The following is a 25,893-nucleotide window of genomic DNA, read 5'->3' on the forward strand; positions in this document are numbered from 1 at the left end:
GGAGGGCCACCCGGGGCGGATGGCGGCTCACACGAACCTGCCAGGAAGCGGCGCCGAGCCGCGACTTCGCGGGCCAGCCGCGGTGTTCGACACGTCGGACGCGGCTCTCCTGCGCCGGTGCGACCCATCCGATTCTCGAGGGGCATCGGATGACCCCTCGTGCGGCGGAAGTCGCACGTCACGAAAGCGATGTGAAGGAGAAACCATGCGCAAGAACACGACTCGAATCGGAATGATGAGTGCTGCGGGACTGGGAGCTGCGGCGCTGGCTGTCGCCGGCTTCGCGATTCCCGCGAACGCGGCGGAATCCACCACCGAAGACACGTCGACGCAGACGAGCGTCGCGGGAATGTTCGACATCGTCGACGACCTCCTCGCCGGTGTCTCGGCTGGTGACCTGCTGGTTTCGCCCGACACGAATGCGGGCAATGTCGGCGTCGACGGCGGCATCATCGACGCACCCGTGATCGAGGGCCCCGTGGTGAGCGACTCTCTGAACGGCGATGTGCTGTCGGGCAATGACACCCCGATCGGATCCGGCAACGAGGTTCAGGCTCCCGTCGGATCCGGCAACGACATCCAGGCGCCGATCGACGCGCCGATCGGGTCCGGCAATGACACCGACACGGACACCAGCGTGGGTGACGTCGGCGGCATCGATGACATCGACGCGGGCGTGGACGACCTCGTCGACGGCGTCACCGGAGACATCGGAGCCGATGTCGACGGCATGCTCGGCGACATCCTCGGCTGATCCGTCGACACCCGGACGGACCCGCATCGCGTACCGCGGTGCGGGTCTTTCCGCGTCCGGGGGTGGCCCGTGTGACGAGCACGTGGTTCGCAGTTCAGCCTCGGGGGAGCGCCCCCGCGCGTCGACATGCGCGGGATGCGCTCATGTCGTGCCCGGGGAAATCGGATGCGTGAGCGTCCGGCCCAGCCGAGCCAGATCCCGTTCGGCGTGATGCTGGCGCAGGTAGGTCCGGAGGTCGCCGACACGGCGTGCGTGCGCTTCGTCGGAGGCCAACGGACCCGGGCCCAGGGCGCGATCGGCGACCGACAGCACCGACTCCACGGCATCCGCGACGATCGCGCGCACGCGCTCGCTGATCAACCGCACCGGCCCGGGGTCCATCCGGTCCGCCCGACTCGCGGCGTCCGCGAGGGCCAGTCGCGCGGCCCACATCCGCGCATCCGCGGTGCCGTAGTACGTGTCGGCGAGTTGGTCCGCGTCGGGCCGGGCAGCCGCGCGCGCGAGGGCGTCGAGAAGGGGAAGGGCACCGCCCCACCAGCATGCCGCGACGCCGACGCCACCCCACCAGAAGCCCTCCCGGCGCAGGTACCAGCCATCATCGCCGAGCGGCAGGGCGGGTGCGTCGACGAACTCGACCGGGCTACTGCGGATCTGCGCGAGACCGCGTGAGACCCAGGTGTCGCGCTGCGGGTGCACGTGGGGTTCTTGCATCGCGACGCCGAAGAGGCGCCGTTCGGTCGGTCCCGTCCACGCCGTGACGAGGGCGTGCGACACGCAGTCGGCGAGCGAGCACCAGGGCTTGACGCCGTTCAGGAGCCACGAGCCATCCTCGCGCCGACGCGCCTCGAGACGGACGCCCTCGCCCTCCGCGGCGAACACACCCCACGACGAATACGCATCGGCGCCCAACCGGGCGAGATCCGCGGTCGTCACGTGACCCTCGGCCGAGGCATCCGCCAGGATCGCGAGCGCGTCCAGGTGCGGTTCGAGCACGCGTGCCCCGGCGACGTCCGCACGCGCCGCCGTGGCGAGGGTCTCCCAACGCTCGAGCGTGCTCCCTCGACCGGGCGTCGGCACCGAGCCGCCGAGTTCGACCGCCCAGTCGATCGTTGCATCGACGTGGGTGCCGAACGCGACGACCGACCGCAGGCTGGTCTCGGCGCGCGCAGCAGCCCGGCCGGGCTCGTCACCCGCGAGAGAGACCGCGATCGAGGGCTCCGCAGAGACGAGCGATGTCGTCACTTCGCGGGTGTGCGGTTCTCGGCGCTGACCATCCAGGCGAACTGCTCGAGGCTTTCGAGCACGGCATGCAGGATGTCGGCGCTCGTCGGGTCTTCGTCATCCACCGGATCATGCACCTCGCGGACGGTCGAGATCGTCGCCTCGAGGCGCTCCGTGATCAGGTCGATCGTCTCGGTCGTGTCGACCTCACCGTGAGGGAACTCGGGCAGCGTCGTCGTCTCGGCGACCGTGTCGGACCGACCGTCCGGCACGGCATGGAGCGCACGCATCCGCTCGGCGACCGTGTCGCTGAAGCCGCGTGCGGCCTCGATGATGTCGTCGAGCTGGCGGTGGGTGTCGCGGAAGTTCGTGCCCACGACGTTCCAGTGGGCCTGCTTGCCCTGAAGCTGCAGCTCGAGCAGGTCGACGAGCACCTTCTGCAGGTTGTCGCCGAGCTCCTTCGACGCCTGAAAACCGCTCTCGGCGTTCTGCTCGCTCGTCAGGGCGGCGCCGGCGCCGCCCTTCGCGGGTCGGCGGCGTCCTCGCGTGCCGGTCTGCGTGGTCTTCGTGGATGCGTTAGCCATCGGATTTCTCCTCTCGAGCGGCGGAGGCCGCTGCTTCGTGCGCGCGGCCGCGCGCCGCCGCGGCTCCACGGTAGGGCTGCGGTGCTCGGGATCGGCGGGGGTTGCCGGGGCGGCCCGGGGGTGCTACCGGCGGTGATCGGAGAGAATGGTCCGATGGTGGAGACGACGTTCGAGGGCGCTGCCGAGGAGCTGTACGGGCTCGTTCCGAGCGCTTTCGTCGCGGCTCGCACGGCGCTCGCCGCGTCCGCGACCGACCGCGAAACGGCCGCCCAGATCCGGGCTCTCCGCAAACCCCCGGCCGCGGCGTGGATCGTCAACCTGCTCGCGCGCGGGGCTGCGGCGGACGTCGCCCGGCTCGCCACGCTCGCGGCCGAACTGCGCGAGGCGCAGGACGACCGAGATGCCACGCGCCTGACAGCACTCAACAAGGACAGGCGGATGCTCGTGGCCGAGCTCGTCCGCTCGGCGACGGCTCTCGCCGAGCGCGAGGGGGTGACGGTCGGCGCCGGCATCCTCGCCGAGGTCGAACGGACCCTGGGGGCCGCAGCGCGGGACGAGGCGGCCGCTGCGGCGGTTCGCACCGGACGCCTGCTGCGTGCGCTCGAGGCCTCTGGTGTGGATCCGGTCGACCTGACGGACGCGGTCGCGGGGGAGGCGCCCCTCGCACCGGGACCCGCTGCCGCTCCGGCCGGCGAGTCCGGTCGCGACGATCTCGCCGAGCGTCGTGCTCGTCGCGATGCCGAGCGCGCCGCGGCCGCCGCGCGGCGAGAGGTCGCCGAAGCCGAGCGGGAGGCGGCTCGAGCCGAGGCCCGCGTCGCCGCCGCGCGGGAGAGCGACGCGCGCCAGCGGGAACGCGTGGAGGCGCTGGAGCGCGAGCTCGGCCGCGTTCGCGCCGACGCCGACGCCGCCGCGGTCGAACTGCGCGAAGCCGAGCTGGCGCTCCGCGAGAGCGCCGAGCGTCAGCGGACGGCTCACGGTGCCCTCATAGAACCGAGTCCTACCGTGGAGGCATGAGTATGCCCACCGGTGAGCTGCCCTTCACCGCGACCCTCGCCGAGATGCGGGCGATGCGCGACGAGTTCCAGCGCTTCCTGCTCGAGTACCGCTTCGGCTTGCAAGAGGTCGAGACGAAGATCACGATCCTGCGCGACGAGTTCCAGCTGATGCACGACTACAACCCGATCGAGCATGTCTCGAGCCGGGTCAAGACGCCCGACAGCCTCGCCGAGAAGGTCGCACGCCGCGGAATCGACCCCGACTTCCCGACGATTCGGCAGCACATCACCGACATCGCCGGCATCCGCGTCACGTGCAGTTTCGTCGCCGACGCATACCGGCTCTTCGACCTGCTGACCGCCCAGGACGACATCACCGTGCGAGCAGTCAAGGACTACATCGCGGTGCCCAAAGACAACGGCTACAAGAGCCTGCACGTCATCGTCGATGTGCCCGTGTTCCTCTCGAGCGGCCGCGTGGACGTGCCGGTCGAGGTGCAGTTCCGGACGATCGCGATGGATTTCTGGGCGAGTCTCGAGCACAAGATCTACTACAAGTACGACAAGCAGGTGCCCTCGCGGCTGCTCGACTCGTTGCGCGATGCGGCCGAGACGGCGGCCGAGCTCGACGAACGCATGGAACGCCTGCACCGCGAGGTCCACGGCGGCGAGGTCCACGGCGGCGAGGTCCACGGCCCGGCGCGCCCGGGCGCGAGGCCGGTCGAGGTCTAGCGGCCGCCCGCCCCACGACGGCTGCAGTTCGCGCCATCCGCGCCACCGATGAACGCAACGGATGTCCCGAACAGGCGCCATCCGGTGGCCAGACGTGCGCTCGGGCCCACCGCCATGAGACCGTAGCCGTGTGACAGCAGAGAGCCCGGTTCGCGGGAGAGCGGGCGCGCACCGGCACTCGATATCGCACCGCTGGCTGGTCCCGTTCTTCGCCGCCGTGCTGACGCTCGTGGGCGGCGGTGTCGCCGTGTTCGAGGCCCGTATCGTCGGTGACCTGATCGAGCGTCCGGGACTGGAGGAGTTCTACCTGGATCCCGTGCCCGAGGGCTCGGGCGAACCCGGCGAGATCGTTCGGCAGGAAGAGCTTGTCGGCCTGCCGTTCGACACGCGCGCATGGCGGATCCTCTACCGCTCGACGGACCTCAACGGCGAACCGCTGATCGTCTCGGGCATCGTCGTTGCACCGCTCGGTCCAGCACCCGCTGGGGGGCGGACCGTGCTGTCGTGGGGGCACCCGACGACAGGCTCCGCGCGCGACTGCGCCCCGTCGCTCGCGGCCGATCCCTTCCTCGATATCGAAGGGCTCCGGCTGATGCTCGACCGCGGGTACGTCGTCGTCGCGACGGACTACGCGGGCATGGGCTATCCCGGACCGGATTCGTACCTGGTGGGCGAGACCGAGGGCAACAACGTCCTCGATGCCGTGCGGGCCGCACGGTCGATCCCGTCCGCGGGTGCCGGCGATTCGGTCATCCTGTGGGGTCATTCGCAGGGTGGTCAGGCGGTGCTCTTCGCCGCCGAACGGGCCGCCGAGTACGCGCCCGAACTGGACGTGCGGGCGGTGGCCGTCGCGGCACCCGCGGCGGATCTGACGGCTCTGCTCGACGCCGACATCGACGACATCTCGGGCGTCACGATCGGCTCGTACGCCTTCACGGCGTACGCGGGCGTCTACGGCGACAGCGTGCCCGGCGCGAAGCTCGAGAACATCCTGACCTCCGCGGCCGTCGAGGCCGCACCCGCGATGAACGAGCTGTGCCTGCTGACCCACACCCGGGAATTGCACGCGATCGGCCAGCCGCTCGTGGGTGACTTCGTGCTGAGCGACCCGACCACGACCCCGCCCTGGGACGATCTGCTCGTTCAGAACTCCGCGGGCAGCACCGTGTTCGACGCGCCGCTGTACATCGCGCAGGGGCTCGAAGACACTCTGATCCACCCCGAAGACACCCGCGAGTTCGCGAAGCACGAGGCATCCCTCGGCATCGATGTCACGCTCGCGGAGGTTCCCAACGCGACGCACGCCACGATCGCCTACTTCACGCTCCCAGGACTGATGGCATGGCTCGACGGCCACGTGGGTCTGTGAGGATGGACCCATGGCCGCCACACCCCCGAAGAACCAGACGTACCGCCCCGCGTTCATCCCGAGCCTGATCGCGGCTGCGGCTCTGCTCTCGGGGATTCCCCTTCTGCAGGCGGACTGGTATCTGCTGATCCGCTTCATCGTGGCGATCATGGCGCTGATCGTCGCCTGGTACGCGCTCCAGGGTGCGCAGTGGTGGTGGACGATCGTGTTCTTCGCCGTCGCGATCGTCTGGAACCCGGTCTTCCCCGTGCCGACTGACGGTCCATGGTGGATCGTCGCGCACCTGGTGGTCGCGGCGCTGTTCGCCGTGGCCGGTGCGGCGGTGCGCGTGCGGCGCGAGACGCCGCCCACGCGGCGCCGCTGACGGACGGATGACGCGGCACCGACTGCTTCGCCGTGTGACGCATCGACTGGTTCGCCGTGTGACGGGCGGGGCGCGGCGCCGGGATCGCGCCGATAAAGTGGCGGGGTGAGCATCAACCCGCCCTATCGCGCCGACATCGTCGGCTCCTTCCTGCGTCCCGAAGCGCTCAAGCGCGCGCGTGCTGCCCACGCCGCAGGCGAGATCGACGCCGATGCGCTGCGTGCGGTCGAGGACAGCGAGATCGCCGATCTCGTGCGCAAAGAGGCTGACAACGGCCTGCGCGTCGCGACCGACGGCGAGTTCCGCCGCTCGTGGTGGCACTTCGACTTCTTCGGCATGCTCGACGGCGTCGAGGTGGTCGAGCTCGACCACGGCATCCAGTTCCAGGGTGTGCAGACTCGCCCGCGCGGCCTGCACCTGGGCGCCCCGATCGGCTTCTCCGACACGCATCCGTTCCTCGAGCACTACCGGTCGCTCCAGGAGATGACGGCCGGCACCGGACTTCTCCCGAAGGCGACGATCCCGGCGCCCACCGTGCTGGACTTCCGACTCGAGCCCGACCACATCGACCCGCGCGCATACGCGGGCCGCGACGACATCGTCGACGACCTGGTGCAGGCATACCGCGACGCGGTGACAGCGTTCTATGACGCCGGATGCCGCTACCTGCAGTTCGACGACACGGCCTGGGCGTATCTGTGTTCCGAGGAAGAACTCGCCAAGGCGCGAGACCGCGGCATCCGGACCGACGGTCTCGCCGACCGCTACGCCGACCTGCTGAATCGTGTTCTCGAGGCCAAGCCCGACGACATGGTCATCACGACGCACGTCTGTCGCGGGAACTTCCGCTCCACCTGGATCTCGTCGGGCGGCTACGAGCCCGTCGCCGAGCAACTCCTCGGCCGGGTCGCGTACGACGGGTTCTTCCTGGAGTACGACAGTGAGCGCGCCGGAGGGTTCGAGCCTTTGCGATTCCTGCCCGAGGGCGACCAGACGGTCGTTCTCGGCCTGATCACGTCGAAGTCGGGTGAGCTCGAGGATGTCGACGCGATCAAGAAACGGATCGACGAGGCATCCGTCTTCGCGCCGCTCGGGCAGCTGGCGCTGAGCCCGCAGTGCGGCTTCGCCTCGACAGAAGAGGGCAACGTGCTCACCGAGGACGAGCAGTGGGCGAAGATCCGCGAGGTCGTGGCCATCGCGGACGACGTCTGGCGCTGAGCCGGGGGGCGCCGCCGACGCGCTGGAGCGCGCAGACGATAGCGTGAGCGCGTGCAACTCAGAGATCTCGACTTCGTCGTCATCGCGGCGATCGCCGTGATCGCGCCGTTGCTCGTCCGCGGGCTCTCGAGTCGCCTGCGCATCCCCATCGTCGTCTTCGAGCTCGTGCTCGGCATCATCGCGGGGCCGAGCGTGCTCGGATGGATCCAAGAAGGACCCATCTCCGAACGCCTCGCGGATTTCGGTCTGGCGCTGCTGTTCTTCATGGCCGGGAACGAGATCGATTTTCGCGTTCTGCGCGGCCGTGACGGCATGCGCGCCGCCGGTGGCTGGCTCATCGGGCTGATCGCGGGGATCGCGGTGGGTCTGCTGATCGCACCCGGCGAGGCCGCGGTCGTGATCGGTATCGCGTTGTGTTCGACGGCGCTCGGCATGCTCCTGCCGATCCTGCGCGACGCCGGGATGCTGCCGACGCCGTTCGGGCGTGCGGTCATGGGCATCGGTGCGGTGGGCGAGTTCGGGCCTCTCGTCGCGATCTCTCTGTTCCTCGGCGGCCGCAATCTCGGCACGGCCTCGATCGTGCTGTTCTTCTTCGTCGTGGTGGCGGCCACCACCGTGTTCTTCGCGTCGCGGATGCCGCACGGACGTCTGCACCGCATCGTGACGGCGACGCTGCACACCTCGGGTCAGTTCGCGGTGCGGATGATCGTGCTGATCCTCGCGCTGCTCGTGGCGCTCAGCCTGTTGCTCGACCTCGACATGCTCCTCGGCGCTTTCGTCGCCGGGGTGATCTGGCAGCTGATCATGCGCAACGCCCCCGAGGGGGATCGCGCGCAGGTCGAATCGAAGGTCGAAGCGGTGGCGTTCGGTTTGCTCGTGCCGATCTTCTTCATCTACACCGGGGTCACGTTCGACCTCGATGCGCTGCTCGCGAGCGGCTCCACCATCGTTCTCGTGCCCGTCTTCCTGCTGCTGCTGCTGGTCATCCGCGGTCTGCCGTCGATGCTGTCGGCGCCCGCCGGGTCGACGCCACGGGACAGGCTCGCCCTGGCCTTCCTCGGCGCGACGGGCCTGCCCGTCATCGTCGCCGTCACGAGCATCGGCACGGCGGAGGAACTGCTTTCGCCCGGGCTCGCCGCCGCGCTCGTCGGGGCGGGGATGCTCTCGGTCCTGCTGTATCCGGTGATCGGGACGACCCTACGCGGTGCGTCCGCCGTGGATCGCGACGTGGTCGACGAGGATGTGGGCTGAGTCCGAGCGCTGAGTCATCCGCCTAACATGGGCGAGTGGACTTCTCCCTGGACCTGTCGCCCGACCTGATCGCCGTCTTCCTGACCCTGTTCGTCCTCGAGATCGTGCTCGGCGTCGACAACGTCATCTTCATCTCGATCCTCGCGAGCAAGCTCCCCGTCGAGCAGCAGGCCAAGGCCCGCAACCTCGGCCTGACGCTCGCGATGCTCATCCGTGTGATCCTGGTGTTCTTCGCCGGCTGGATCATCACGCTCAAGGACGACATCGTCGTGCTGTTCGGGATGGGCTTCTCGGTGAAGGACTTCATCCTGATCGCGGGAGGGCTGTTCCTGGTCTACAAGGCCGTGACCGAGATCCACCACAAGCTCGAGGGTGCCGAAGAAGAGCACGGCGGTGTGGGTCCGAAGACGATCACGTTCGCCTCGGTGCTGACGCAGATCCTGCTGCTCGACATCGTGTTCTCGCTCGACTCGGTCATCACCGCGGTCGGCATGACCGAGAACCTGCTGGTCATCATCACGGTCGTCGTGCTGTCGTTCGGCATCATGCTGTTCGCCGCGCGATTCATCTTCACGTTCGTGAACAAGCACCCGACGGTGAAGATGCTGGCGCTGTCGTTCCTGTTGTTGATCGGTGTGTTCCTGATCGCCGAGGGCTTCGGCATCAAGATCGACAAGGCGCTGATCTACGCCCCGATGGCGTTCGCGATCCTGGTGGAGGCTCTCAACCTCACGTACTCGTCGCGCAAGGCCAAGCGCGAACGGAAGCGTCTGCAGGCCGTGCAGTTGCGCCCGCGCTACACCGACGTCGACGAGTCCGTCGCGGTCGCCGCCGCCACGGCGAAGGGCACGGAGGCGGGTGCCGTGGGGCTCTCGCGCAAGCCGGTCGCGGGTCATGTGACCCCCGACGACGGTCACGAGGACCGCGCGGGCCTCGGCTGACTCTCGGGCCCGGGCGCCTCAGCCCGGGTCGAGAACGAGACGGTAGCCCATGCCGGACTCGGTGAGCAGGTGCACCGGATGCGCGGGGTCGTCCTCGAGCTTCTTACGCAGCTGTGCGATGTACAGGCGCAGGTATCCGGTGTCGGCGACGTGCTCGCTGCCCCAGATCTCGGTGAGCAGTGTCTGACGCGTGACGAGGCGGCCGGGATTTCGTACGAGGAACTCCAGCACCCGCCACTCGGTGGGGGTGAGTCGCACCGAGTGGCTGTCGGCACCCCGCGTCACGGTGTGGGCGACCAGGTCGACGGTCGCGTCGCCGAACCGCACGATCGGTGAGCCCTCTGGCGCCGCCGTGGCCGTACGGCGCGTGAGGGCGCGGATGCGGGCGAGCAACTCGTCGATCTGGAACGGCTTGGTCACGTAGTCATCGGCCCCCGCATCGAGCGCGTCGACCTTGTCGCCCGAGCCCGTGCGGCCCGACACGACGACGATCGGTGCGGCCGTCCAGCCGCGCAGCGCCTCGATGACGCGGACGCCGTCGAGCCTCGGCATCCCGAGGTCGAGCAGGACGAGATCCGGATGCTCCCGACCGGCGAGGGCGATTGCCGCTGCACCATCGGCCGCGGCGATGACCTCGTACCCGTGGGCCGACAGCGTTATCCGCAGGGCGCGGACGATCTGCGGGTCGTCGTCGGCGATCAGGATCTTCATGCGTCCGGCGCCTCTGAAGCGGCGGGGAGGACCGCGGTATCGGGGAGGGCTGAAGCGGCGGGGAGGACCGCACCGTCGGGGAGGGCTGCGGCGACGGGGACGACGGGGAGCGCCACGACCATCGTGAGTCCGCCGCCCGGTGTGTCCTCGGTTGAGAGGGTGCCGCCCATGCCCTCCGTGAAGCCCTTCGACAGTGCCAGGCCGAGCCCCAGCCCGGTGGTGTTGTCGGTGTCACCGAGCCGCTGGAACGGTGCGAACACGTCGTCCCGGCGTTCGGCCGGAATGCCCGGCCCGTGGTCGATGATGCGCAGTTCCGCGGTCTCGCCCAGGCGGCTCGTGGTGATGCGCACCCGTTCGCCCGCGGGCGAGTGCCGTCGGGCGTTCGCCAGGACGTTCACGAGCACCCGCTGCAGCAGCACCCCGTCCGCGATGAGGGGCGGCAGCTCGGGATCGAGCGCGAGGTCCACCTCGCCCGGCCCGATGCCGAGCTCGTCGAGCGCGGTCAGCACGATGTCGGCGGCGTCGACGGGGCCGAGCGAGACCGCCAGCACGCCTGCCTGCACCCGGCTGACATCGAGCAGATCGGTCACGAGGGTCGTCAGCGTGGTCAGGCTTTCGTCGGCCGTCGCGAGCAGCTCATCTCGGTCCGCTGCCGAGAGCGAGGGGCCCTCGGTCCGCAGCCCGCCGACCGCGGCGACCGCCGATGCGAGGGGACGTCGCAGGTCATGGCTGAGGGCCGACAGCAGGGCGCTGCGCACCTGGTCGGTCTCGGCGAGCGTGTCCGCGGTCCGCGCCGTCTCGGTCAGAGCCGTGCGTTCGAGGGCCGCGCCGAGTTGGGCGGTGATCACGTCGAGCAGGCGTCGTTCCGAGGCATCCAGATCCGGACCGTGCAGTTCGAGCACCGCGTCCGCGTCGGTCGAGCCGGCGAGCGGCACCGGCACGCGCGTGTGGCGACCGTCGCGCAACGGTTCGCCGTCGGTCGCCAGCACCGTGCCATCCGCGGCGATGAGACGGATGCCCGCCAGCCCGAACGCCTCGCGGGTGCGCGACACGAGGGCGGGCACGGCGCTGTCCCCGCGCAGAACGCTCCCCGCGACCGTCGCGAGCATCTCGGATTCGGCGGCCGAGCGCGCGGCCGAGCGGGCACGCCGCGCGGCCTGGTCGACGATCGAACTGACGAGGATCGCGTTCAGCACGTACAGGACGAGCGCCCACAGGTGCAGCGGATCGGCGATCCGCACCGTGTAGAACGGCTCGACGAACAGGAAGTCGAGGGTCAGGCCCGAGAGCACCGCCGCGAAGAGCGCGGGCCAGATGCCTCCGACGAGCGCGACGATGACGACGAGCAACTGGAAGGCCAGCACGTCCGAGGTGATCGATTCGGGACTGCGGAACACCACGAGCAACCAGGTCAGCAGGGGCCCGCACGCGAGCGCGACGACGAAGCCCAGGACGCGCCGCCGCACGCTCAGGGCGCCGCCCGTCAGGCTCGGCAGGGCCAACCGCCCGCCCGCCGCGGCGTGTGTGACGATGTGCACGTCGATATCGCCGGACTCGCGGATGACGGTGGCGCCGATTCCCGGACCCGTCACCGCGGCGGCCAGACGTCCGCGGCGGCTCACGCCGATCACCAGCTGCGTGGCATTGACCGATCGTGCGAATTCCACCAGGGCGTGCGGCACGTCGTCGCCGACGACCTGGTGGTAGCTGCCGCCGAGCGATTCGACGAGCGCGCGCTGCTGTGCGAGGGCGGCGGCGCTGCCCTGTCGGAGCCCGTCCTGGGTCGAGACGTGCACGGCGAGCAGTTCGCCGCCCGCGGTTCGCGCCGCGATCCGGGCCCCGCGGCGCAACAGCGTCTCCCCCTCGGGCCCGCCGGTCAGAGCCACGACGACGCGCTCGCGCGCCTGCCACGTGCCCTCGATGCCGTGTTCGGCGCGGTAGTCCTTCAGCGCCGAGTCGACCTCGTCGGCGAGCCAGAGCAGCGCGAGTTCCCGCAGAGCGGTGAGGTTCCCCAGACGGAAGTAGTTCGAGAGGGCGGCGTCGATCCGTTCCGCCGGGTAGACGTTGCCCGCCGATAGGCGGTCGCGCAACGACTGCGGTGCGAGGTCGACGACCTCGATCTGGTCCGCGCTGCGCACGACCGCGTCCGGGACGGTCTCGCGCTGGGCGATACCCGTGATCTGCTCGACGACGGCGCCGAGGGATTCGATGTGCTGCACGTTCACCGTCGTGATGATGTCGATTCCCGCATCGCGGAGCAGCTCCACGTCTTGCCAGCGCTTCGCCGTACGCGACCCGGGCGCGTTCGTGTGCGCGAGTTCGTCGACGAGCGCGACATCCGGGTGCCGCGCCAGAACCGCGTCGACATCCAGATCGGACAGCTCGACCCCGCGGTGCGAGACCATGCGGCGGGGAACGACGGGCAGGCCCTCGGCCTGCGCGGCGGTCGCGGCGCGACCGTGGGTCTCGACGATGGCAACCACGACGTCGCGGCCCTCGGCGAGCAGGCGCCGCCCCTCTTCGAGCATCTCGTACGTCTTACCCACGCCGGGCGCCGCCCCGAGCAGAACCCGCAGCGACCCGCGCTTCATCGTTCTACCTCTCCGCCGTGACCCCCGTCGCGCTCAGCGCCCGAGGGCATCGAGCGCGAGGTTGAGTTCCAGCACACTCACGCGGGGCTCGCCCAGAAAGCCGAGGTCCCGTGCCTGAATCTTAGACTCCACGAGCGCGCGCACTTCCGCCTCGTCGAGGTCGCGTGCCGCGGCGACGCGATCGACCTGCAGCAGCGCGTAGGCCGGACTGATGTGCGGGTCGAGACCGGACGCGGACGCGGTCAATGCGTCGGCCGGGACATCCGCCGGATCGACGTTCTCGAACGCGGCGACCGCAGCGCGGCGCTCGGCGATCGCCGAGACCAGGTCGACGTTCTCGGGGCCGTAGTTCGATCCGCTCGATGCCCCGCCGTCGTATCCGTCGCCCGCCGCGGATGGCCGCGACTGGAAGTACTCGGGCAGCGGCGCCCCATCCGCATCGAGGAACGACTGACCAATGAGCATCGATCCCGTCGTGGATCCGTCGGCGGCCGCGACCGGCGAGCCGTTCGCCTGCCACGGCAGGGCGACCTGCCCGACGGCGGTGATCAGCGCGGTGTAGCCGATGCCGAGGACGAGGGTGAAGACGAGCATCGCGCGAAGGGCGGCTCCGGCGGTGCGAAAGGTGGTGCGTGCGGTGGACATGGTGTGTCTCCAGGGGACGGGTCAGAAGCCCGGGATGAGGCTCACGACGAGGTCGATGAGCTTGATGCCGATGAAGGGGACGAGCACGCCCCCGAGGCCGTACACCAGCAGGTTGCGGCTCAGGATGGTCGACGCACTCGCCGGCCGATAGCGCACGCCGCGCAGCGCCAGCGGAATGAGGAAGACGATGACGATCGCGTTGAAGACGATCGCGCTCGTGACGGCGGATGCGGGGGAGTGCAGCTGCATGATGTTCAGCGCCGCGAGCCCGGGAAAGACGCCCATGAACATCGCCGGGATGATCGCGAAGTACTTGGCGACGTCGTTCGCCAGCGAGAACGTCGTCAGTGCGCCGCGCGTGATGAGCAGCTGCTTGCCGATCCGGACGATGTCGATGAGCTTGGTCGGGTCGGAGTCCAGGTCGACCATGTTGCCGGCCTCTTTCGCCGCCGAGGTACCCGTGTTCATCGCGACCCCGACATCAGCCTGAGCGAGAGCCGGGGCATCGTTCGTGCCGTCGCCGGTCATCGCGACGAGGTTGCCGCCCTGCTGTTCGCGGCGGATGAGGGCGAGCTTGTCCTCGGGCGTCGCCTCGGCCAGGTAGTCGTCGACCCCGGCCTCGGCCGCGATCGCCTTCGCCGTGAGCGGGTTGTCGCCCGTGATCATGACGGTCCGGATGCCCATGGCCCGGAGCTCGCCGAAGCGCTCGCGCAGCCCCTCCTTGACGATGTCCTTGAGGTGCACGACGCCCAGCACACGGCCCCTCCCCGCCGGGTCGAGGGTCGCGACGACCAGGGGTGTGCCGCCGCCCTGCGCGATCGCATCCGTCTCGGCCGTCAGCTGGGCGCGCAGATCGGCCGCAAGTTCGACGCCGGATGCCTCGAGCCATGCCGTGACCGCCGACCCCGCACCCTTCCGCACCTGCGTGCCGTCGCCCAGGTCGAGCCCGCTCATGCGGGTCTGCGCGGTGAACGGCACGAACACCGCGCCAGCCGGTTGCGTCGCGGTGAACCCCCGCGCGGTTGCGAGTTCGACGATCGAGGTACCCTCGGGCGTCGGATCCGCGAGCGACGAGAGCGCAGCCGCACGGGCCAGTTCGTCATCGCCGACCCCGGACATCCGCACGAAGTCGCTCGCGCGACGGTTGCCGTAGGTGATCGTTCCGGTCTTGTCGAGCAGCAGGGTGGTGACGTCGCCCGCCGCCTCGACGGCGCGGCCCGAGAGGGCCAACACGTTCCGCTGCACCAGCCGGTCCATGCCGGCGATGCCGATGGCCGACAGCAGCGCTCCGATCGTCGTCGGGATGAGGCAGACGAGCAGTGCCACGAGCACCGGAATGCTCACCGGCGAAGCGGCGTAGGACGCGATCGGGTTGAGCGTCAGCACGACGATCAGGAACACGATCGACAGGCTCGCCAGCAGGATCCCGAGGGCGATCTCGTTGGGGGTCTTCTGGCGGCTCGCCCCCTCGACCAGGGCGATCATCCGGTCGACGAACGTCTCGCCGGGCTTGGACGTGATGCGCACGACGATGCGGTCCGAGAGCACACGGGTGCCGCCCGTGACGGCGCTCCGGTCGCCGCCCGATTCGCGCACGACGGGGGCCGACTCGCCCGTGATGGCCGACTCGTCCACGGTCGCGATGCCCCACACGATGTCCCCGTCGCCGGGGATGAGCTCGCCCGCCGTGACGACGACGTGGTCGCCCGGGCGCAGATCCCCGGAAGGCACGGTGGCGAACTCGGCGCGTTCGGCCGAGGCATCCGCTCCCGCGTCGTATCGCGTGATGACGGACGCCATCGTGCTGGTGCGCGTCTTGCGCAGGCTCGCCGCCTGCGCCTTGCCGCGCCCCTCCGCCACCGACTCGGCCACGTTCGCGAACAGGACCGTGATCCAGAGCCAGATCGCGATGCCCCAGGTGAAGCCCGCGGGAACGGGCGCGCCGCCCGAGGACTCGGCCCCGCCCACGAAGGACTCGGCGACGGCGATCAGCGTGGTCAACGCCGCGCCGACCCACACGAGGAACATCACCGGGTTTCGCACGAGGGCGCCCGGGTTGAGCTTGCGGAATGCCCCGGGCAGGGCTGCCAGGAGGGTTCCCCACCCGAACGCGCGGGCGGGTGCGGCCTGGGTGTGAGTGTGGGCGGGGGCGTGGGCTGCGGTGGACATGATCAGACAAGCCCTTCGGCGAGAGGCCCGAGCGCGAGCACGGGGAAGTAGGTGAGTGCGGTGACGATGACCGTGACTCCGACGAGCAGCCCGACGAACTGGGGCCGGTGCGTCGGGAGGGTGCCGGATGTCGCGGGCACCGAGTCCTGAGCGGCGATCGACCCGGCAAGCGCGAGCACCAGCACCATCGGTACGAAGCGTCCGAGCAGCATCGCGACGGCGAGTGCCGTGTTGAGCCACGGGGTGTTGGCGGTGAGCCCCGCGAAGGCCGAGCCGTTGTTGTTCGCGGCCGAGGTGAACGCGTAGAGCACCTCGCTCAGCCCGTGGATGCCGGGGTTCCAGATCGACACCGATTCGACGTCCTGCCGCACCCCCGGGACCGCGAAGCTCGCGGCCGTGCCGAGCAGCACGAGCGACGGTGTGACGAGGATGTACAGGCTCGCGAGCTTGATCTCGCGCGGTCCGATCCGCTTGCCGAGGTATTCGGGCCCGCGGCCGACCAAGAGCCCGCCGATGAACACCGCGAGGACGGCGAGGATGAGCATGCCGTAGAGCCCGGACCCGACTCCGCCGGGCGCGACCTCGCCGAGCATCATGTTGAGCATCGGCATCATGCCGCCGAGCGCGGTGTAGCTGTCGTGCATCGAGTTGACGGCGCCCGTCGATGTCAGGGTCGTGGCCCCGGCGAACAGCGTGGAGCCGAGGATGCCGAAACGGGTCTCTTTGCCCTCCATCGGGGCACCGGCGAGCTGCGGCGCCGTGCCGTGCCCCATGGCTTCGAGCCACGACCCGATCGTGATCGACGCGATCGCGATGGTCGCCATGGCTGCGAGGATCGCGTAGCCCTGGCGGTTGTCGCCGATGATCCGCCCGAACGCGCGCGGCAGACTGACGGGGATCGCGAGCAGCAGCAACAGCTCGACGAGGTTGGTCCACGGAGCGGGGTTCTCGAACGGGTGCGCGGAGTTGGCGTTGAAGAAACCGCCGCCGTTGGTACCGAGGATCTTGATGGCCTCTTGTGACGCGACAGGGCCCCCCGGGAGGCTCTGCGCGGAGCCCGAGAGGGTCGTGACGTCGGTGAAGCCCGAGAAGTTCTGGACGACGCCGCCGGCGATCAGGACGATCGCCGCGACGATCGAGACGGGCAGCAGGATGCGCGTGACGCCGCGGACGAGGTCGACCCAGAAGTTGCCGATCGTGCCCGAACGGCGAGCCGCGAAGGCCCGCACGAGCGCGATCGCCACGGCGATGCCGACGGCCGACGAGACGAAGTTCTGCACCGCGAGCCCCGCGAGCTGGACGGTATACCCCAGCGTCAGCTCGGGCGAGTACGACTGCCAGTTGGTGTTGGTCACGAACGAGATCGCCGTGTTGAACGCGAGCCCCTCGCCGACGGCGGGCAGGCCGAGCGAGCCGGGCAGGATCGCCTGCGTGCGCTGCAGCGCGTACACGAACAGGACGCCGACGAGCGAGAACAGCAGCACGCTGCGCAGGTATGCCTGCCAGGTCTGGGTGGCCCGTGGGTCCACGCCGATCGCGCGGTAGGTCACGCGTTCGACGCGCAGGTCGCGCGGACTCGTATAGACGTGCGCGATGTAGTCGCCGAGGGGACGGTAGAGCAGGGCGAGCAGGATCAGGAGCGCACCGCCCTGCAGCACGCCGAACAGGACCGTCTCGGCGTTCATGAACGGGTTCATCAGAAGCGCTCCGGATCGACGAGGGCGACCACGAGGTACACGAGGGCGGCCACCGCGAGGATCGCCGCGAGGACGGAGAAGAACGTCATCCCCGGTCCCCTCCATCGATCGCTTCGCGCTGGACGGAGCCTCCGGATCGTGGGCCCAGTCGCTCGACTCCCCGGGCGACCAGGGCGACGAGCGCGAACAGCGCGGCGGTCGCGAGGACATAGATCAGATCGAGCACGGGAACTCCTGGTGAGGTTCTGGATGACGGGGCGTGCGGCGCCCGCGACCTCGATCTCACTCCTCGGGGCGTGCGTTGCGCGTGATCCTCACGATTTCCATACGGCCGTGGGCAGAATCCTCACGCGGCCCTCATGGATTGCCCGAACACCGGAAAGGAACCGTGGTGCTCCTGACGCCCTGTGAGGCCGGCCTCGGGGCCATCGGGCCGCATCGTTCCTTCCGGATGTACGCCGCGGTGTCGATGAGCCGAGCACAATAGCGATGTGGTGGATGACGCGGAGACTCTCCTGGATGCCGCGCGTGCTCGTCTTCGGGCCGCAGGCGCACCGCGCGAGCGGCTCGGCGAGGTCGTGCGTCCTCGGGTCCTGGCGGGGCTGCGCTCGCCGAAGATCGTGCCCCGCGGCGACGCGTGGCGCCTGGGTGTGCTCTTGATCGGCGAGCGGGACGTCTACGCGGCCGGGAACGTGGTGCGAGCGGGTGACCCCGGTCGCCGCGGGTTCGCCTCGGATGCCGCGCGCGCTCGGGCAGAGGTCGCCGCGGCAGCGACGCGCGGTGGCTTCGCGGACGGCGAGACGGTCCACCTGGACTGGAGAGTCCTCGACCTGTCGGCGCTCGGACGAGGGGAGCCGACGGGGCCGCTGGCCCTCGTGGCAAGCGCACCCAGCATCCGTTGGAGTCCCGCTGCCGGACTCGTCCCGCTCGCGGGCTACCTCGATGAGCGTCTCGCGCTTCTGCTGGACCCGCCGCCGGGGGCATGACGGCGGTGTCGCGCGGCGGTCCACGCCGTTAGGCTCGCCCTATGGGCCGCTTCATCTACGACACACTCAACAACTCGATCGACATCGAAGACCGGACGCTTGCCCACCTGCGGATCGTGATCATGAACAAGCTCCGCCGTTCGGAGTCGTTCATGTTCACGGTCGATCTCGACAGCGAGGGCATTTCGCGGCGGAGCTTCTGGATGCACCCGTCCGTGCCGATGCAGTTCGCATTCCACGGGAGCCGCGAACCGCGTCTCAACCGCCTCTGGATCGAGTCACTCATGGTTTCTGCGAGCAGCCCGAACGGCCTGTTCGTCGTCCCGGAACCGCAGGAAGAGATGCCGTTCGACTCCTGACGAGCGCCCGCGTGACGCCGGTGGCTCAGTCGCCGACGTCGACCTTGGACTTCGGCCGCGACTTCGGCGCGGCCTTCCGCCGGACCGATCCCACCGTGGCGTTCTCGACGTCGACGTCCTTCGCGACGATGGCGCCGACCTCGATCGTCGTCTCGTTCTCCGACGCGTCGACGTCGAAATGCTCGGCGACGAGCATGATCCCGCCGGACGAGTTGGCGGACTGAGCGAGTTCTTCCATCCATTCGCGGCTCAGCACGGCGGGTTCTGGGTCGTCGAAGACGAAACGCAACGGGATCGACGGGCTCAGCCACACCGTGCTGCGCCCCCGCGGCTGACCTTCCGGGTGTCGCCAGGTGAGCGTGAAGCTCTCACCGCGGCGGAGCTTTGTTGCGATGACGACCTTCAGGTGCGCCAGCGCGCGGTCCTCGATGTCGATGGCAGATGCGTCGCCGCCGTAGTAGATAGTGCCCACACGTTCAGACTAATCGCAGACTGCGGGTGCGCCGACGGGTTTCGTCCCGTACGCGTGTCTCGTCGCTAAGTCAATCGGGTTACGCGGACGCGTGGACTGCCGCACAGTGGGTATCGATGCAGAACAGCGGGTGTCGATGCAGAGCGGTGCGAGCGAAGCCAGGGGCGCGGAGAATCAGGGGTGCGGCATGACCGGCGAGAATCCGACGGGTGCGAATCGATCTCCGACGAGCCTGCCGCGCGAGTTCTTCGACGGGGGCGTCGAGTACGAGATCGTCGAGGGCGAGCTCCTGCCGCGCGGGCCTCACGCTCGTGCGTGGGATCCGGCCATCGACCTTCGCTTCTAGCTCATAGGGCACCCGTTCCCGAAGCGCAAGCCACCACGGGCTGACAGCCGCGGTCGGTAGTCTGTGCCGGTGCAGACTTGGCCTGGCTCGACATATCCACTCGGTGCGACATACGACGGGAACGGCACCAACTTCGCGCTGTTCAGTGAGGCGGCCGAACGCGTTCAACTCTGTCTCTTCGAGGAAGACGGGACCGAGACACAAGTCGACCTGATCGATGTCGACGCCTTCGTCTGGCACGCGTACCTGCCGCAGGTGGGGCCGGGGCAGCGCTACGGATATCGGGTCCACGGGCCCGATGATGTCGCCGAGGGGCACCGCTTCAACCCCAACAAGCTGCTCCTGGACCCCTACGCCAAGGCCGTCGCCGGCCAGGTGAACTGGGGGCAGGCCGTCTTCGGCTACAACTTCGGCGATCCCGATTCGCGCAATGACGAGGATTCGGCGGCCGACATGATGATGGGCGTCGTCATCAACCCCTTCTTCGACTGGGCGGGCGACCGACAGCCCCGGACCCCGTACGCGTCGTCGTTCATCTACGAGGGCCACGTCAAGGGCCTGACGATGCTGCACCCCGGCATCCCCGACGAGATCCGCGGCACCTACAGTGCCATCGGCCACCCGGCCATGATCGATCACCTCGTCAAGCTCGGCGTCACGGCGATCGAGCTCATGCCGGTGCATCAATTCGTCAACGACAGCACGCTCGAAGAGAAGGGCCTGTCGAACTATTGGGGATACAACACCATCGCCTTCCTCGCCCCGCAGAACACGTATGCATCCCAGGGCGATCTGGGACAGCAGGTGCAGGAGTTCAAGGGCATGGTGCGCTCGCTCCACGCCGCGGGCATCGAGGTCATCCTCGACGTCGTCTACAACCACACCGCCGAGGGCAACCACCTGGGTCCGACGCTGTCGATGCGTGGCATCGACAATGCCGCGTACTACCGGCTCGAAGACGACGACAAGCGGTACTACACCGACTACACGGGCACCGGCAACAGCATGAACGTCGGCAATCCGCACACCCTGCAGCTCATCATGGACTCGCTGCGGTACTGGGTGCTCGAGATGCACGTCGACGGCTTCCGGTTCGATCTCGCCTCGACGCTCGCTCGTGAGTTCTACGAGGTGGATCGCCTGTCGACCTTCTTCGAGCTCGTTCAGCAGGACCCCGTGGTCTCGCAGGTCAAGCTCATCGCCGAGCCGTGGGACATCGGACCGGGCGGGTACCAGGTGGGCAACTTCCCGCCCCAGTGGACCGAGTGGAACGGCAAGTACCGCGACACGGTGCGCGACTTCTGGCGGGGCGAGCCGCAGGCGCTCGGCGAGTTCGCCTCGCGTCTCACGGGGTCGGCCGACCTGTACGAGCACTCGGGGCGCCGACCCGTCGCATCCATCAACTTCGTCACGGCGCACGACGGATTCACCCTGCGCGACCTCGTGAGTTACAACGACAAGCACAACGAGGCCAACGGCGAAGACAACAACGACGGGGAGTCGCACAACCGATCGTTCAACTTCGGTATCGAGGGGCCGACGGATGACCCCGAGGTCCTCACCCTGCGTGCTCGCCAGCAGCGCAACTTCATCGCGACCCTGCTGCTCTCGCAGGGCGTACCGATGCTCCTGCACGGCGACGAACTGGGCCGGACGCAACAGGGCAACAACAACGGGTACGCGCAGGACAACGAACTGACGTGGGTCGACTGGAGCGCCGTCGATCACCCGCTGCTCGAATTCACGGCCGCGGTCGCGCGGCTGCGGAAAGACCACCCGACGTTCCGCCGGTCACGCTTCTTCGACGGTCGCCCGGTGAAGATGCACGAGGGCGCGCCGATTCCGGACATCGTGTGGCTGCGTCCCGACGGATCCGCCATGCAGCCCGAGGACTGGGACTCGGGCTTCGGGCGCGCGATCGGGGTGTTCCTCAACGGTGGCGGTATCCGCGAGCGGGACCGGCGGGGCGAGCCCATCGTCGACAAGCACTTCCTGATCCTCTTCAACGCGGGCGACGAGGTCGTCGACTTCCACATCCCGGACGTGGCCTACTCGCCGAAGTGGGACATCATCGTCGACACGGCGGGAGAGCTCGCCGACAGCGAGCCGGCCGAGCCCGGCGGCGTCGTGAGTCTCGCGGCGACGTCCCTCGTCGTGTTGCGTGCCCACACCGTCCCCGAGCCGGAAACCGACCACTCCGTCGCCGCGTCGCTGTCCGTCCTGGCGCAGAGTCAGGTCGACGAGACGTCGGGTGATCCGATCCGGTCGGAGCTCCCGTGACGACACGCCGTCCCGTCTCGACCTATCGGTTGCAGATCCGCCCCTCTTTCGACCTGCATGCGGCGGCATCCATCACGCGATATCTCCGTGATCTCGGTGCGGACTGGGCGTACCTGTCGCCGCTGCTGAAGGCGACCGAGGGCTCCGACCACGGTTACGACGTCGTCGACCCGAGCCTCGTCGACCCCGCACGGGGTGGGGCGGAGGGACTCGACCGGTTCGTCGCATCCGCTCGTGATGCGGGCCTCGGGATCCTCGTCGACACGGTGCCGAACCACATGGGCGTCTCGGTTCCGGCGCAGAACCCGTGGTGGTGGGACCTGCTCACCCACGGGCGCGGCTCCCGGTACGCCGAGGCGTTCGACGTGGACTGGGAGTTCGGCGGGGGGCGCGTGCGCGTCCCGGTGCTGGGTGGAGAGCTGGGCGACATCATCGACGCCGGCGAGATCCGCATCGAGCTCGCGCAGACGCACCAGGCTCCGCACGGCACCCTGCACTATTACGACAACGTCTTGCCGCTCGCGCCGGACTCGGTCCACGGCGACGAGCGCGACGACCTCGAGAACCCCGAGGTCGTGCGGGCGATCGTCGACCGCCAACACTACGAGTTGATGTTCTGGCGCCGCGAGGCCGCCGAACTGAACTACCGGCGCTTCTTCGCCGTGACGACCCTCGCGGGCGTCCGGGTCGAGATTCCGTGGGTGTTCGACGAGGCGCACGCCGAGATCCTGCGCTGGGTCGACGACGGCCTGGTCGACGGCATCCGCGTCGACCACCCCGATGGCCTGCTCGATCCGGGCGCCTACCTCGACCGGCTCGCCGAGGCGACCGGGGGCGCATACGTTCTGGTCGAGAAGATCCTCGAGCACGGCGAGACGCTGCCCAGCTGGTGGCGGACGGATGGCACGACCGGATACGACGCGCTCGCCGTGATCGATCGCGTGCTGATCGACCCGGCGGGTGAGGACGCGCTCGACGCGATCGACGCCGCCGTGCGTGCTGACGACGGGCTCGCGCCGCAGGCATCGTGGGACGACCTCATCCACGACACCAAGCGCACCATCGCCGACACGATCCAGGGTGCCGAGGTCGCGCGCCTCGTGCGCCTGCTCGACGAGCCCGTCTCGGGTGCCGCGGACGCGATCGCCGAATTGCTCGCCTGCTTCCCCGTGTATCGCTCGTACCTTCCCGCCGGACGCGAGGCGCTCGACGCCGCGGCGGAGCTGGCGATGAGTCACCGCCCCGACCTGGCCGGGGCCTTCGACAGCATCGTGCCGCAGCTGGCGGATGCCTCGCTCGAGGTGGCGCGTCGGTTCCAGCAGACGACCGGCCCCGTCATGGCGAAGGGCGTCGAGGACACCGCCTTCTACCGCGCCTCGCGCCTGGGCACCCTGACCGAGGTGGGTGCCGACCCGTCCGAGTTCGCTGTCGATGTGCGCGGGTTCCACGCGGCGCAGGCCGTGCGCGAGGCATCCTGGCCGCGCGCGATGACGACCCTCTCGACCCACGACACGAAGCGCGGCGAGGACGTCCGCGCACGCCTGTCGGTGCTCTCGGAGCTTCCCGCCCGCTGGCTCGATTCGCTCACGGCGCTCCGCGCCATTGCCTCGACCGGACACGGCGGGTTCGACAACCTCCTCTGGCAGGCGATCGTGGGGGCGTGGCCGGCTTCGCGTGAGCGCCTGCACGCCTATGCGGAGAAGGCGGCGCGGGAGGCCGCCGAATCGACCGGATGGTGGGATCAGGACGAGGCCTTCGAGGTCCGGATGCACGAGCTGGTGGACGCCGCGTTCGACCACGCCGAGGCATCCGCGATCCTGGAGACGCTCGTCGCCGAGATCGCGCCGTACGGGTGGTCGAATTCGCTCTCGGCGAAGCTGCTGCAGCTGACCGCGCCGGGTGTTCCCGATGTCTACCAGGGGTCGGAACTGTGGGAGATGAGCCTGGTCGACCCCGACAACCGCCGTGCCGTCGACTTCGCCGCGCGCGCCGAGATGCTCGCCAGGATCGATTCGGCATTCGACGCGGGGGAGTTGCCGGCCGTGGATGCCTCCGGTGCCGCCAAGCTGCTCGTGACCTCGCGCGCACTCCGCACGCGGCGCCATCGGGCCGAGCTCTTCACGCGCTACACACCCCTCACGGTCATCGGGTCGGCTGCCCACCACGCGATCGCCTACGATCGCGGCGGTGTCCAGACGGTGGCGACCCGCCTGCCCGTGGGCCTCGAGGCGCTCGGGGGATGGCGGGACACGGTTCTGCTGCGCCCCGCTGTCCCCGCGGTCGACCTGCTGACCGGGCGACGTTACGAGGGCGGCGAGGTTCCGCTCGCGGTTCTGTTCGCGACCTATCCGGTCGCGCTCCTCGCGCCGCAGTAAGTCGCGGGTCGCTTGAGCGGCTCCTCCCGTGCTCGAGAGGACGCAACATGCCGCGTGGTGTCGCCGCGACACGGCATGTTGCGTCCTCTCACGGGGATCGCGGACGAGGCAGGATCGCGGGCGAGTGGGGTTCCGGATGCATGGGGTCGCGGTTTGCGGCGTCTTGAAACATGGGGGAAACGTTCGTCTGGTGCAATTTCTGTCAGTTGACAGAAACCGGAGCCGACATGCCCCTCGACGACTCGACGCTCGACAACATGGGCCGCGCTGAGGCCCTCGGCAGCGTCGGGCAGGCGCGCGCGGATGCGCGGGCACGCGAGACGCAGTCGCGCTGGATGCCCTACGTTCCCGCGAGCGGGACCCCCAACCCGCCGGAGGGGGTCGACCGGGCGGCGCTGCTGTGGTCCGAGACCGTGGCCCCGGGCGGCTACACGCACCTGCGTGTGGCGCGGGGCACGCGCATTCGTCTGGAGGATCCCGAGGGGGATGCCTCGGCGAGCGTCGTGATCTTCAATGCCGTGAACGCGGGGGAGCGGCTGAACGTCGCCGACACGCAAAAGATCCCGTGGCAGGCCTACCTCGGCGCGCACCATCCGCTGCTCTCGGGTGACGGACGTGTGCTCGCGACGATCCTCGAAGACACCTCGGGTCATCACGACGCGTTCTGCGGGGCGTCCGGCGACGCGTGGAACGTGCAGAAGTACGGCGACGCGACGCCCGAGGGCCCGACCCCGTCGGGCCACGCCCTGCTCCGCATGGCGGGATCGAAGCACGGCCTCGATCGCCGCGACATCCCCCCGGCCGTGTCGTTCTTCCAGGGCGTGCGGGTACTCCAGGACGGAGCGCTGGATTGGCGCGGATCCGCCGGTGCCGGGACGCACGTCGACCTGCTCGCGGAGCTGCCGCTCATCGTCCTGATCGCGAACGCGCCGCACCCGCGCGACCCGCGCCCCGACTACGTCGTCGCGCCCCTGCGCGTGCACGCGTGGAGCGAGCGCGCGAGCCGCGAGGGCGATGCCCACGTCGACGCCACCCCCGAGCGGCAGCGCGCCTACCGCAACTCGATCGCCTACGCGGCCCTCGCCGGACTCTGAAGGAAGCAGCGTCATGGTTCACACGACCGTCCCCCCGCGTCCCGTCTACGCCGAGGGCAGCCCGCTCGACTGGTCCGAGGCCTTCGTCCCGGGCACGAACGTCGTCGACGACGTCATCGCGCCCCGCGCATCCTGGTCCGCCATCGTGCGGGCGGGCGAGGTGTTCACGCTCGTGGACGTCGGTGGCAACCAGTCCGGCGACTGCCTGATCTTCGCCCTCGGCGACACCTCCGAGCGCTACAGCGTGCCCGACACCCTCGCCTGGCAGGGCAACGCCTACGTCGACGTGGGCACGGTGCTGCGCTCGAACCTCGGAGAGCCTCTCATGACGGTGGTCGGCAACGAGATCGAGCGCCAGGACACGATCGGGGGTGCGTGCAGCAAGGAGTCGAACACGCTGCGCTACGGCCACCACACCGCCTACCAGCACGCGTGTCGCGAGAATTTCCTGTTCGAGGGCGAGAAGTGGGGGCTCGGTGCGCGAGATCTGGTGTCGAACCTGAACTGGTTCATGAACGTCCCGGTCGAGGCCGACGGGGCGCTCGGGATCGTCGACGGGATGTCTGCTCCCGGCAGACGCGTGGCCTGCCGGGCCGAGAAGAACGTCATCGTCGTGATCTCGAACTGCCCGCAGATGAACAACCCCTGCAACGACTTCAACGTCACCCCGCTGCGCGCCATTGTCACTCAGCCCGCCAGGCAGCCCGTCACCCAGCCCGCCACGCAGCCCTGAGGCCTC

General features: G+C 69.4%; 24 protein-coding genes and 1 pseudogene. 15 read left to right on the forward strand and 10 right to left on the reverse strand.

Annotation, left to right across the window (positions count from 1 at the left end):
- Positions 1-205 precede the first annotated feature (205 nt).
- Entirely contained in the window at positions 206-754 is a 549-nt protein-coding gene (locus C2868_RS15735) for a hypothetical protein (RefSeq protein WP_100809846.1), read from the forward strand.
- Positions 755-895: 141 nt separating this feature from the next.
- Here the strand turns inward: C2868_RS15735 and C2868_RS15740 are convergent, their stop codons facing one another.
- Positions 896-1,996 carry an acyl-CoA dehydrogenase gene (locus tag C2868_RS15740; protein WP_232711096.1) on the reverse strand — a complete coding sequence of 367 codons (1,101 nt, stop codon included), beginning with the start codon at positions 1,994-1,996 and terminating at the stop codon, positions 896-898.
- The gene (locus tag C2868_RS15745; RefSeq protein WP_100809847.1) at positions 1,993-2,559 is read right to left on the reverse strand and encodes a Dps family protein; all 567 of its coding nucleotides are present in this window, start codon (positions 2,557-2,559) and stop codon (positions 1,993-1,995) included. The genes C2868_RS15740 and C2868_RS15745 overlap by 4 nt, the downstream gene beginning before the upstream one ends.
- 153 nt (positions 2,560-2,712) lie before the next feature.
- Here C2868_RS15745 and C2868_RS15750 point away from each other — a divergent pair, with 153 nt between their 5' ends.
- The 7 genes from C2868_RS15750 to C2868_RS15780 all read left to right on the forward strand — a co-directional run bounded on the left by C2868_RS15750 (position 2,713) and on the right by C2868_RS15780 (position 9,429).
- Positions 2,713-3,573 carry a transposase gene (locus C2868_RS15750; RefSeq protein ID WP_100809848.1) on the forward strand — a complete coding sequence of 287 codons (861 nt, stop codon included), beginning with the start codon at positions 2,713-2,715 and terminating at the stop codon, positions 3,571-3,573.
- On the forward strand, positions 3,570-4,286 hold the full coding sequence (locus tag C2868_RS15755) for a GTP pyrophosphokinase family protein (protein ID WP_100809849.1): 717 nt from the start codon (positions 3,570-3,572) through the stop codon (positions 4,284-4,286). The genes C2868_RS15750 and C2868_RS15755 overlap by 4 nt, the downstream gene beginning before the upstream one ends.
- Before the next feature lie 130 nt (positions 4,287-4,416).
- Positions 4,417-5,655, forward strand: a complete 1,239-nt coding sequence (locus C2868_RS15760) for an alpha/beta fold hydrolase (protein WP_232711097.1) — start codon at positions 4,417-4,419, stop codon at positions 5,653-5,655.
- Between the two features lie 10 nt (positions 5,656-5,665).
- Positions 5,666-6,019, forward strand: a complete 354-nt coding sequence (locus C2868_RS15765; RefSeq protein WP_100809850.1) for a DUF6804 family protein — start codon at positions 5,666-5,668, stop codon at positions 6,017-6,019.
- A gap of 105 nt (positions 6,020-6,124) precedes the next feature.
- A complete protein-coding gene (locus C2868_RS15770) occupies positions 6,125-7,237 on the forward strand; it encodes a 5-methyltetrahydropteroyltriglutamate--homocysteine S-methyltransferase (RefSeq protein ID WP_181003488.1) in 1,113 nt (370 codons plus the stop codon).
- A 51-nt stretch (positions 7,238-7,288) separates the two neighbouring features.
- Positions 7,289-8,488, forward strand: a complete 1,200-nt coding sequence (locus C2868_RS15775; RefSeq protein ID WP_100809851.1) for a cation:proton antiporter — start codon at positions 7,289-7,291, stop codon at positions 8,486-8,488.
- 35 nt (positions 8,489-8,523) lie between these two features.
- Positions 8,524-9,429 carry a TerC family protein gene (locus C2868_RS15780; RefSeq protein ID WP_100809852.1) on the forward strand — a complete coding sequence of 302 codons (906 nt, stop codon included), beginning with the start codon at positions 8,524-8,526 and terminating at the stop codon, positions 9,427-9,429.
- Between the two features lie 18 nt (positions 9,430-9,447).
- Here the strand turns inward: C2868_RS15780 and C2868_RS15785 are convergent, their stop codons facing one another.
- The 7 genes from C2868_RS15785 to C2868_RS15815 are packed head-to-tail and all read right to left on the reverse strand — an operon-like array spanning position 9,448 to position 17,468.
- A complete protein-coding gene (locus C2868_RS15785; protein ID WP_100809853.1) occupies positions 9,448-10,140 on the reverse strand; it encodes a response regulator in 693 nt (230 codons plus the stop codon).
- Positions 10,137-12,731 carry an ATP-binding protein gene (locus tag C2868_RS15790; RefSeq protein ID WP_100809854.1) on the reverse strand — a complete coding sequence of 865 codons (2,595 nt, stop codon included), beginning with the start codon at positions 12,729-12,731 and terminating at the stop codon, positions 10,137-10,139. The genes C2868_RS15785 and C2868_RS15790 overlap by 4 nt, the downstream gene beginning before the upstream one ends.
- Positions 12,732-12,764: 33 nt before the next feature.
- Positions 12,765-13,376, reverse strand: a complete 612-nt coding sequence (gene kdpC / locus C2868_RS15795) for a potassium-transporting ATPase subunit KdpC (protein ID WP_100809855.1) — start codon at positions 13,374-13,376, stop codon at positions 12,765-12,767.
- A gap of 21 nt (positions 13,377-13,397) precedes the next feature.
- The gene (gene kdpB / locus C2868_RS15800; RefSeq protein ID WP_100809856.1) at positions 13,398-15,545 is read right to left on the reverse strand and encodes a potassium-transporting ATPase subunit KdpB; all 2,148 of its coding nucleotides are present in this window, start codon (positions 15,543-15,545) and stop codon (positions 13,398-13,400) included.
- 2 nt (positions 15,546-15,547) lie between these two features.
- Positions 15,548-17,230 (reverse strand): potassium-transporting ATPase subunit KdpA, encoded by a 1,683-nt coding sequence (gene kdpA / locus C2868_RS15805; RefSeq protein ID WP_100810069.1) that lies wholly within the window; start codon positions 17,228-17,230, stop codon positions 15,548-15,550.
- A gap of 11 nt (positions 17,231-17,241) precedes the next feature.
- Positions 17,242-17,331: a potassium-transporting ATPase subunit F gene (locus tag C2868_RS15810; protein WP_100809857.1), complete on the reverse strand. Its 90-nt coding sequence runs from the start codon at positions 17,329-17,331 to the stop codon at positions 17,242-17,244.
- On the reverse strand, positions 17,328-17,468 hold the full coding sequence (locus C2868_RS15815) for a hypothetical protein (protein WP_232711098.1): 141 nt from the start codon (positions 17,466-17,468) through the stop codon (positions 17,328-17,330). The genes C2868_RS15810 and C2868_RS15815 overlap by 4 nt, the downstream gene beginning before the upstream one ends.
- 265 nt (positions 17,469-17,733) lie before the next feature.
- Here C2868_RS15815 and C2868_RS15820 point away from each other — a divergent pair, with 265 nt between their 5' ends.
- Both C2868_RS15820 and C2868_RS15825 read left to right on the forward strand, forming a co-directional pair.
- Positions 17,734-18,228 carry a glutaminase gene (locus C2868_RS15820; protein ID WP_232711099.1) on the forward strand — a complete coding sequence of 165 codons (495 nt, stop codon included), beginning with the start codon at positions 17,734-17,736 and terminating at the stop codon, positions 18,226-18,228.
- 41 nt (positions 18,229-18,269) lie between these two features.
- On the forward strand, positions 18,270-18,587 hold the full coding sequence (locus tag C2868_RS15825) for an ATP-dependent DNA ligase (RefSeq protein ID WP_100809859.1): 318 nt from the start codon (positions 18,270-18,272) through the stop codon (positions 18,585-18,587).
- Positions 18,588-18,759: 172 nt separating this feature from the next.
- Here C2868_RS15825 and C2868_RS15830 read toward each other — a convergent pair.
- Positions 18,760-19,059, reverse strand: a pseudogene (locus tag C2868_RS15830) (hypothetical protein); the annotation flags it as partial.
- Positions 19,060-19,246: 187 nt separating this feature from the next.
- Here C2868_RS15830 and C2868_RS17520 point away from each other — a divergent pair.
- From C2868_RS17520 to C2868_RS15855, 5 genes are all read left to right on the forward strand, one after another.
- Positions 19,247-19,405: a hypothetical protein gene (locus C2868_RS17520; RefSeq protein ID WP_157813864.1), complete on the forward strand. Its 159-nt coding sequence runs from the start codon at positions 19,247-19,249 to the stop codon at positions 19,403-19,405.
- 69 nt (positions 19,406-19,474) lie between these two features.
- The gene (glgX, locus tag C2868_RS15840) at positions 19,475-21,685 is read left to right on the forward strand and encodes a glycogen debranching protein GlgX (protein WP_103663541.1); all 2,211 of its coding nucleotides are present in this window, start codon (positions 19,475-19,477) and stop codon (positions 21,683-21,685) included.
- Positions 21,682-24,060 (forward strand): malto-oligosyltrehalose synthase, encoded by a 2,379-nt coding sequence (gene treY, locus C2868_RS15845; protein WP_103663542.1) that lies wholly within the window; start codon positions 21,682-21,684, stop codon positions 24,058-24,060. The genes glgX and treY overlap by 4 nt, the downstream gene beginning before the upstream one ends.
- A gap of 227 nt (positions 24,061-24,287) precedes the next feature.
- On the forward strand, positions 24,288-25,154 hold the full coding sequence (locus tag C2868_RS15850; RefSeq protein WP_258034465.1) for an urea amidolyase associated protein UAAP1: 867 nt from the start codon (positions 24,288-24,290) through the stop codon (positions 25,152-25,154).
- A gap of 13 nt (positions 25,155-25,167) precedes the next feature.
- Entirely contained in the window at positions 25,168-25,887 is a 720-nt protein-coding gene (locus C2868_RS15855) for an urea amidolyase associated protein UAAP2 (RefSeq protein WP_103663544.1), read from the forward strand.
- The last annotated feature ends 6 nt before the right edge of the window (positions 25,888-25,893 follow it).

It is taken from the genome of Microbacterium sp. CJ77 (assembly GCF_002911615.1).
GTDB lineage: Bacteria > Actinomycetota > Actinomycetes > Actinomycetales > Microbacteriaceae > Microbacterium.

What these genes read in the sequence shown, in the direction of transcription:
- C2868_RS15735 (WP_100809846.1), top strand. Translation starts at nt 206, where the DNA reads ATGCGCAAGAACACGACTCGAATCGGAATGATGAGTGCTGCGGGACTG.
- C2868_RS15745 (WP_100809847.1), bottom strand. Translation starts at nt 2,559, where the DNA reads ATGGCTAACGCATCCACGAAGACCACGCAGACCGGCACGCGAGGACGC.
- C2868_RS15750 (WP_100809848.1), top strand. Translation starts at nt 2,713, where the DNA reads ATGGTGGAGACGACGTTCGAGGGCGCTGCCGAGGAGCTGTACGGGCTC.
- C2868_RS15755 (WP_100809849.1), top strand. Translation starts at nt 3,570, where the DNA reads ATGAGTATGCCCACCGGTGAGCTGCCCTTCACCGCGACCCTCGCCGAG.
- C2868_RS15765 (WP_100809850.1), top strand. Translation starts at nt 5,666, where the DNA reads ATGGCCGCCACACCCCCGAAGAACCAGACGTACCGCCCCGCGTTCATC.
- C2868_RS15785 (WP_100809853.1), bottom strand. Translation starts at nt 10,140, where the DNA reads ATGAAGATCCTGATCGCCGACGACGACCCGCAGATCGTCCGCGCCCTG.
- C2868_RS15790 (WP_100809854.1), bottom strand. Translation starts at nt 12,731, where the DNA reads ATGAAGCGCGGGTCGCTGCGGGTTCTGCTCGGGGCGGCGCCCGGCGTG.
- kdpC (WP_100809855.1), bottom strand. Translation starts at nt 13,376, where the DNA reads ATGTCCACCGCACGCACCACCTTTCGCACCGCCGGAGCCGCCCTTCGC.
- kdpB (WP_100809856.1), bottom strand. Translation starts at nt 15,545, where the DNA reads ATGTCCACCGCAGCCCACGCCCCCGCCCACACTCACACCCAGGCCGCA.
- kdpA (WP_100810069.1), bottom strand. Translation starts at nt 17,230, where the DNA reads ATGAACGCCGAGACGGTCCTGTTCGGCGTGCTGCAGGGCGGTGCGCTC.
- C2868_RS15810 (WP_100809857.1), bottom strand. Translation starts at nt 17,331, where the DNA reads ATGACGTTCTTCTCCGTCCTCGCGGCGATCCTCGCGGTGGCCGCCCTC.
- C2868_RS15825 (WP_100809859.1), top strand. Translation starts at nt 18,270, where the DNA reads ATGGGCCGCTTCATCTACGACACACTCAACAACTCGATCGACATCGAA.
- C2868_RS17520 (WP_157813864.1), top strand. Translation starts at nt 19,247, where the DNA reads ATGACCGGCGAGAATCCGACGGGTGCGAATCGATCTCCGACGAGCCTG.
- C2868_RS15850 (WP_258034465.1), top strand. Translation starts at nt 24,288, where the DNA reads ATGCCCCTCGACGACTCGACGCTCGACAACATGGGCCGCGCTGAGGCC.
- C2868_RS15855 (WP_103663544.1), top strand. Translation starts at nt 25,168, where the DNA reads ATGGTTCACACGACCGTCCCCCCGCGTCCCGTCTACGCCGAGGGCAGC.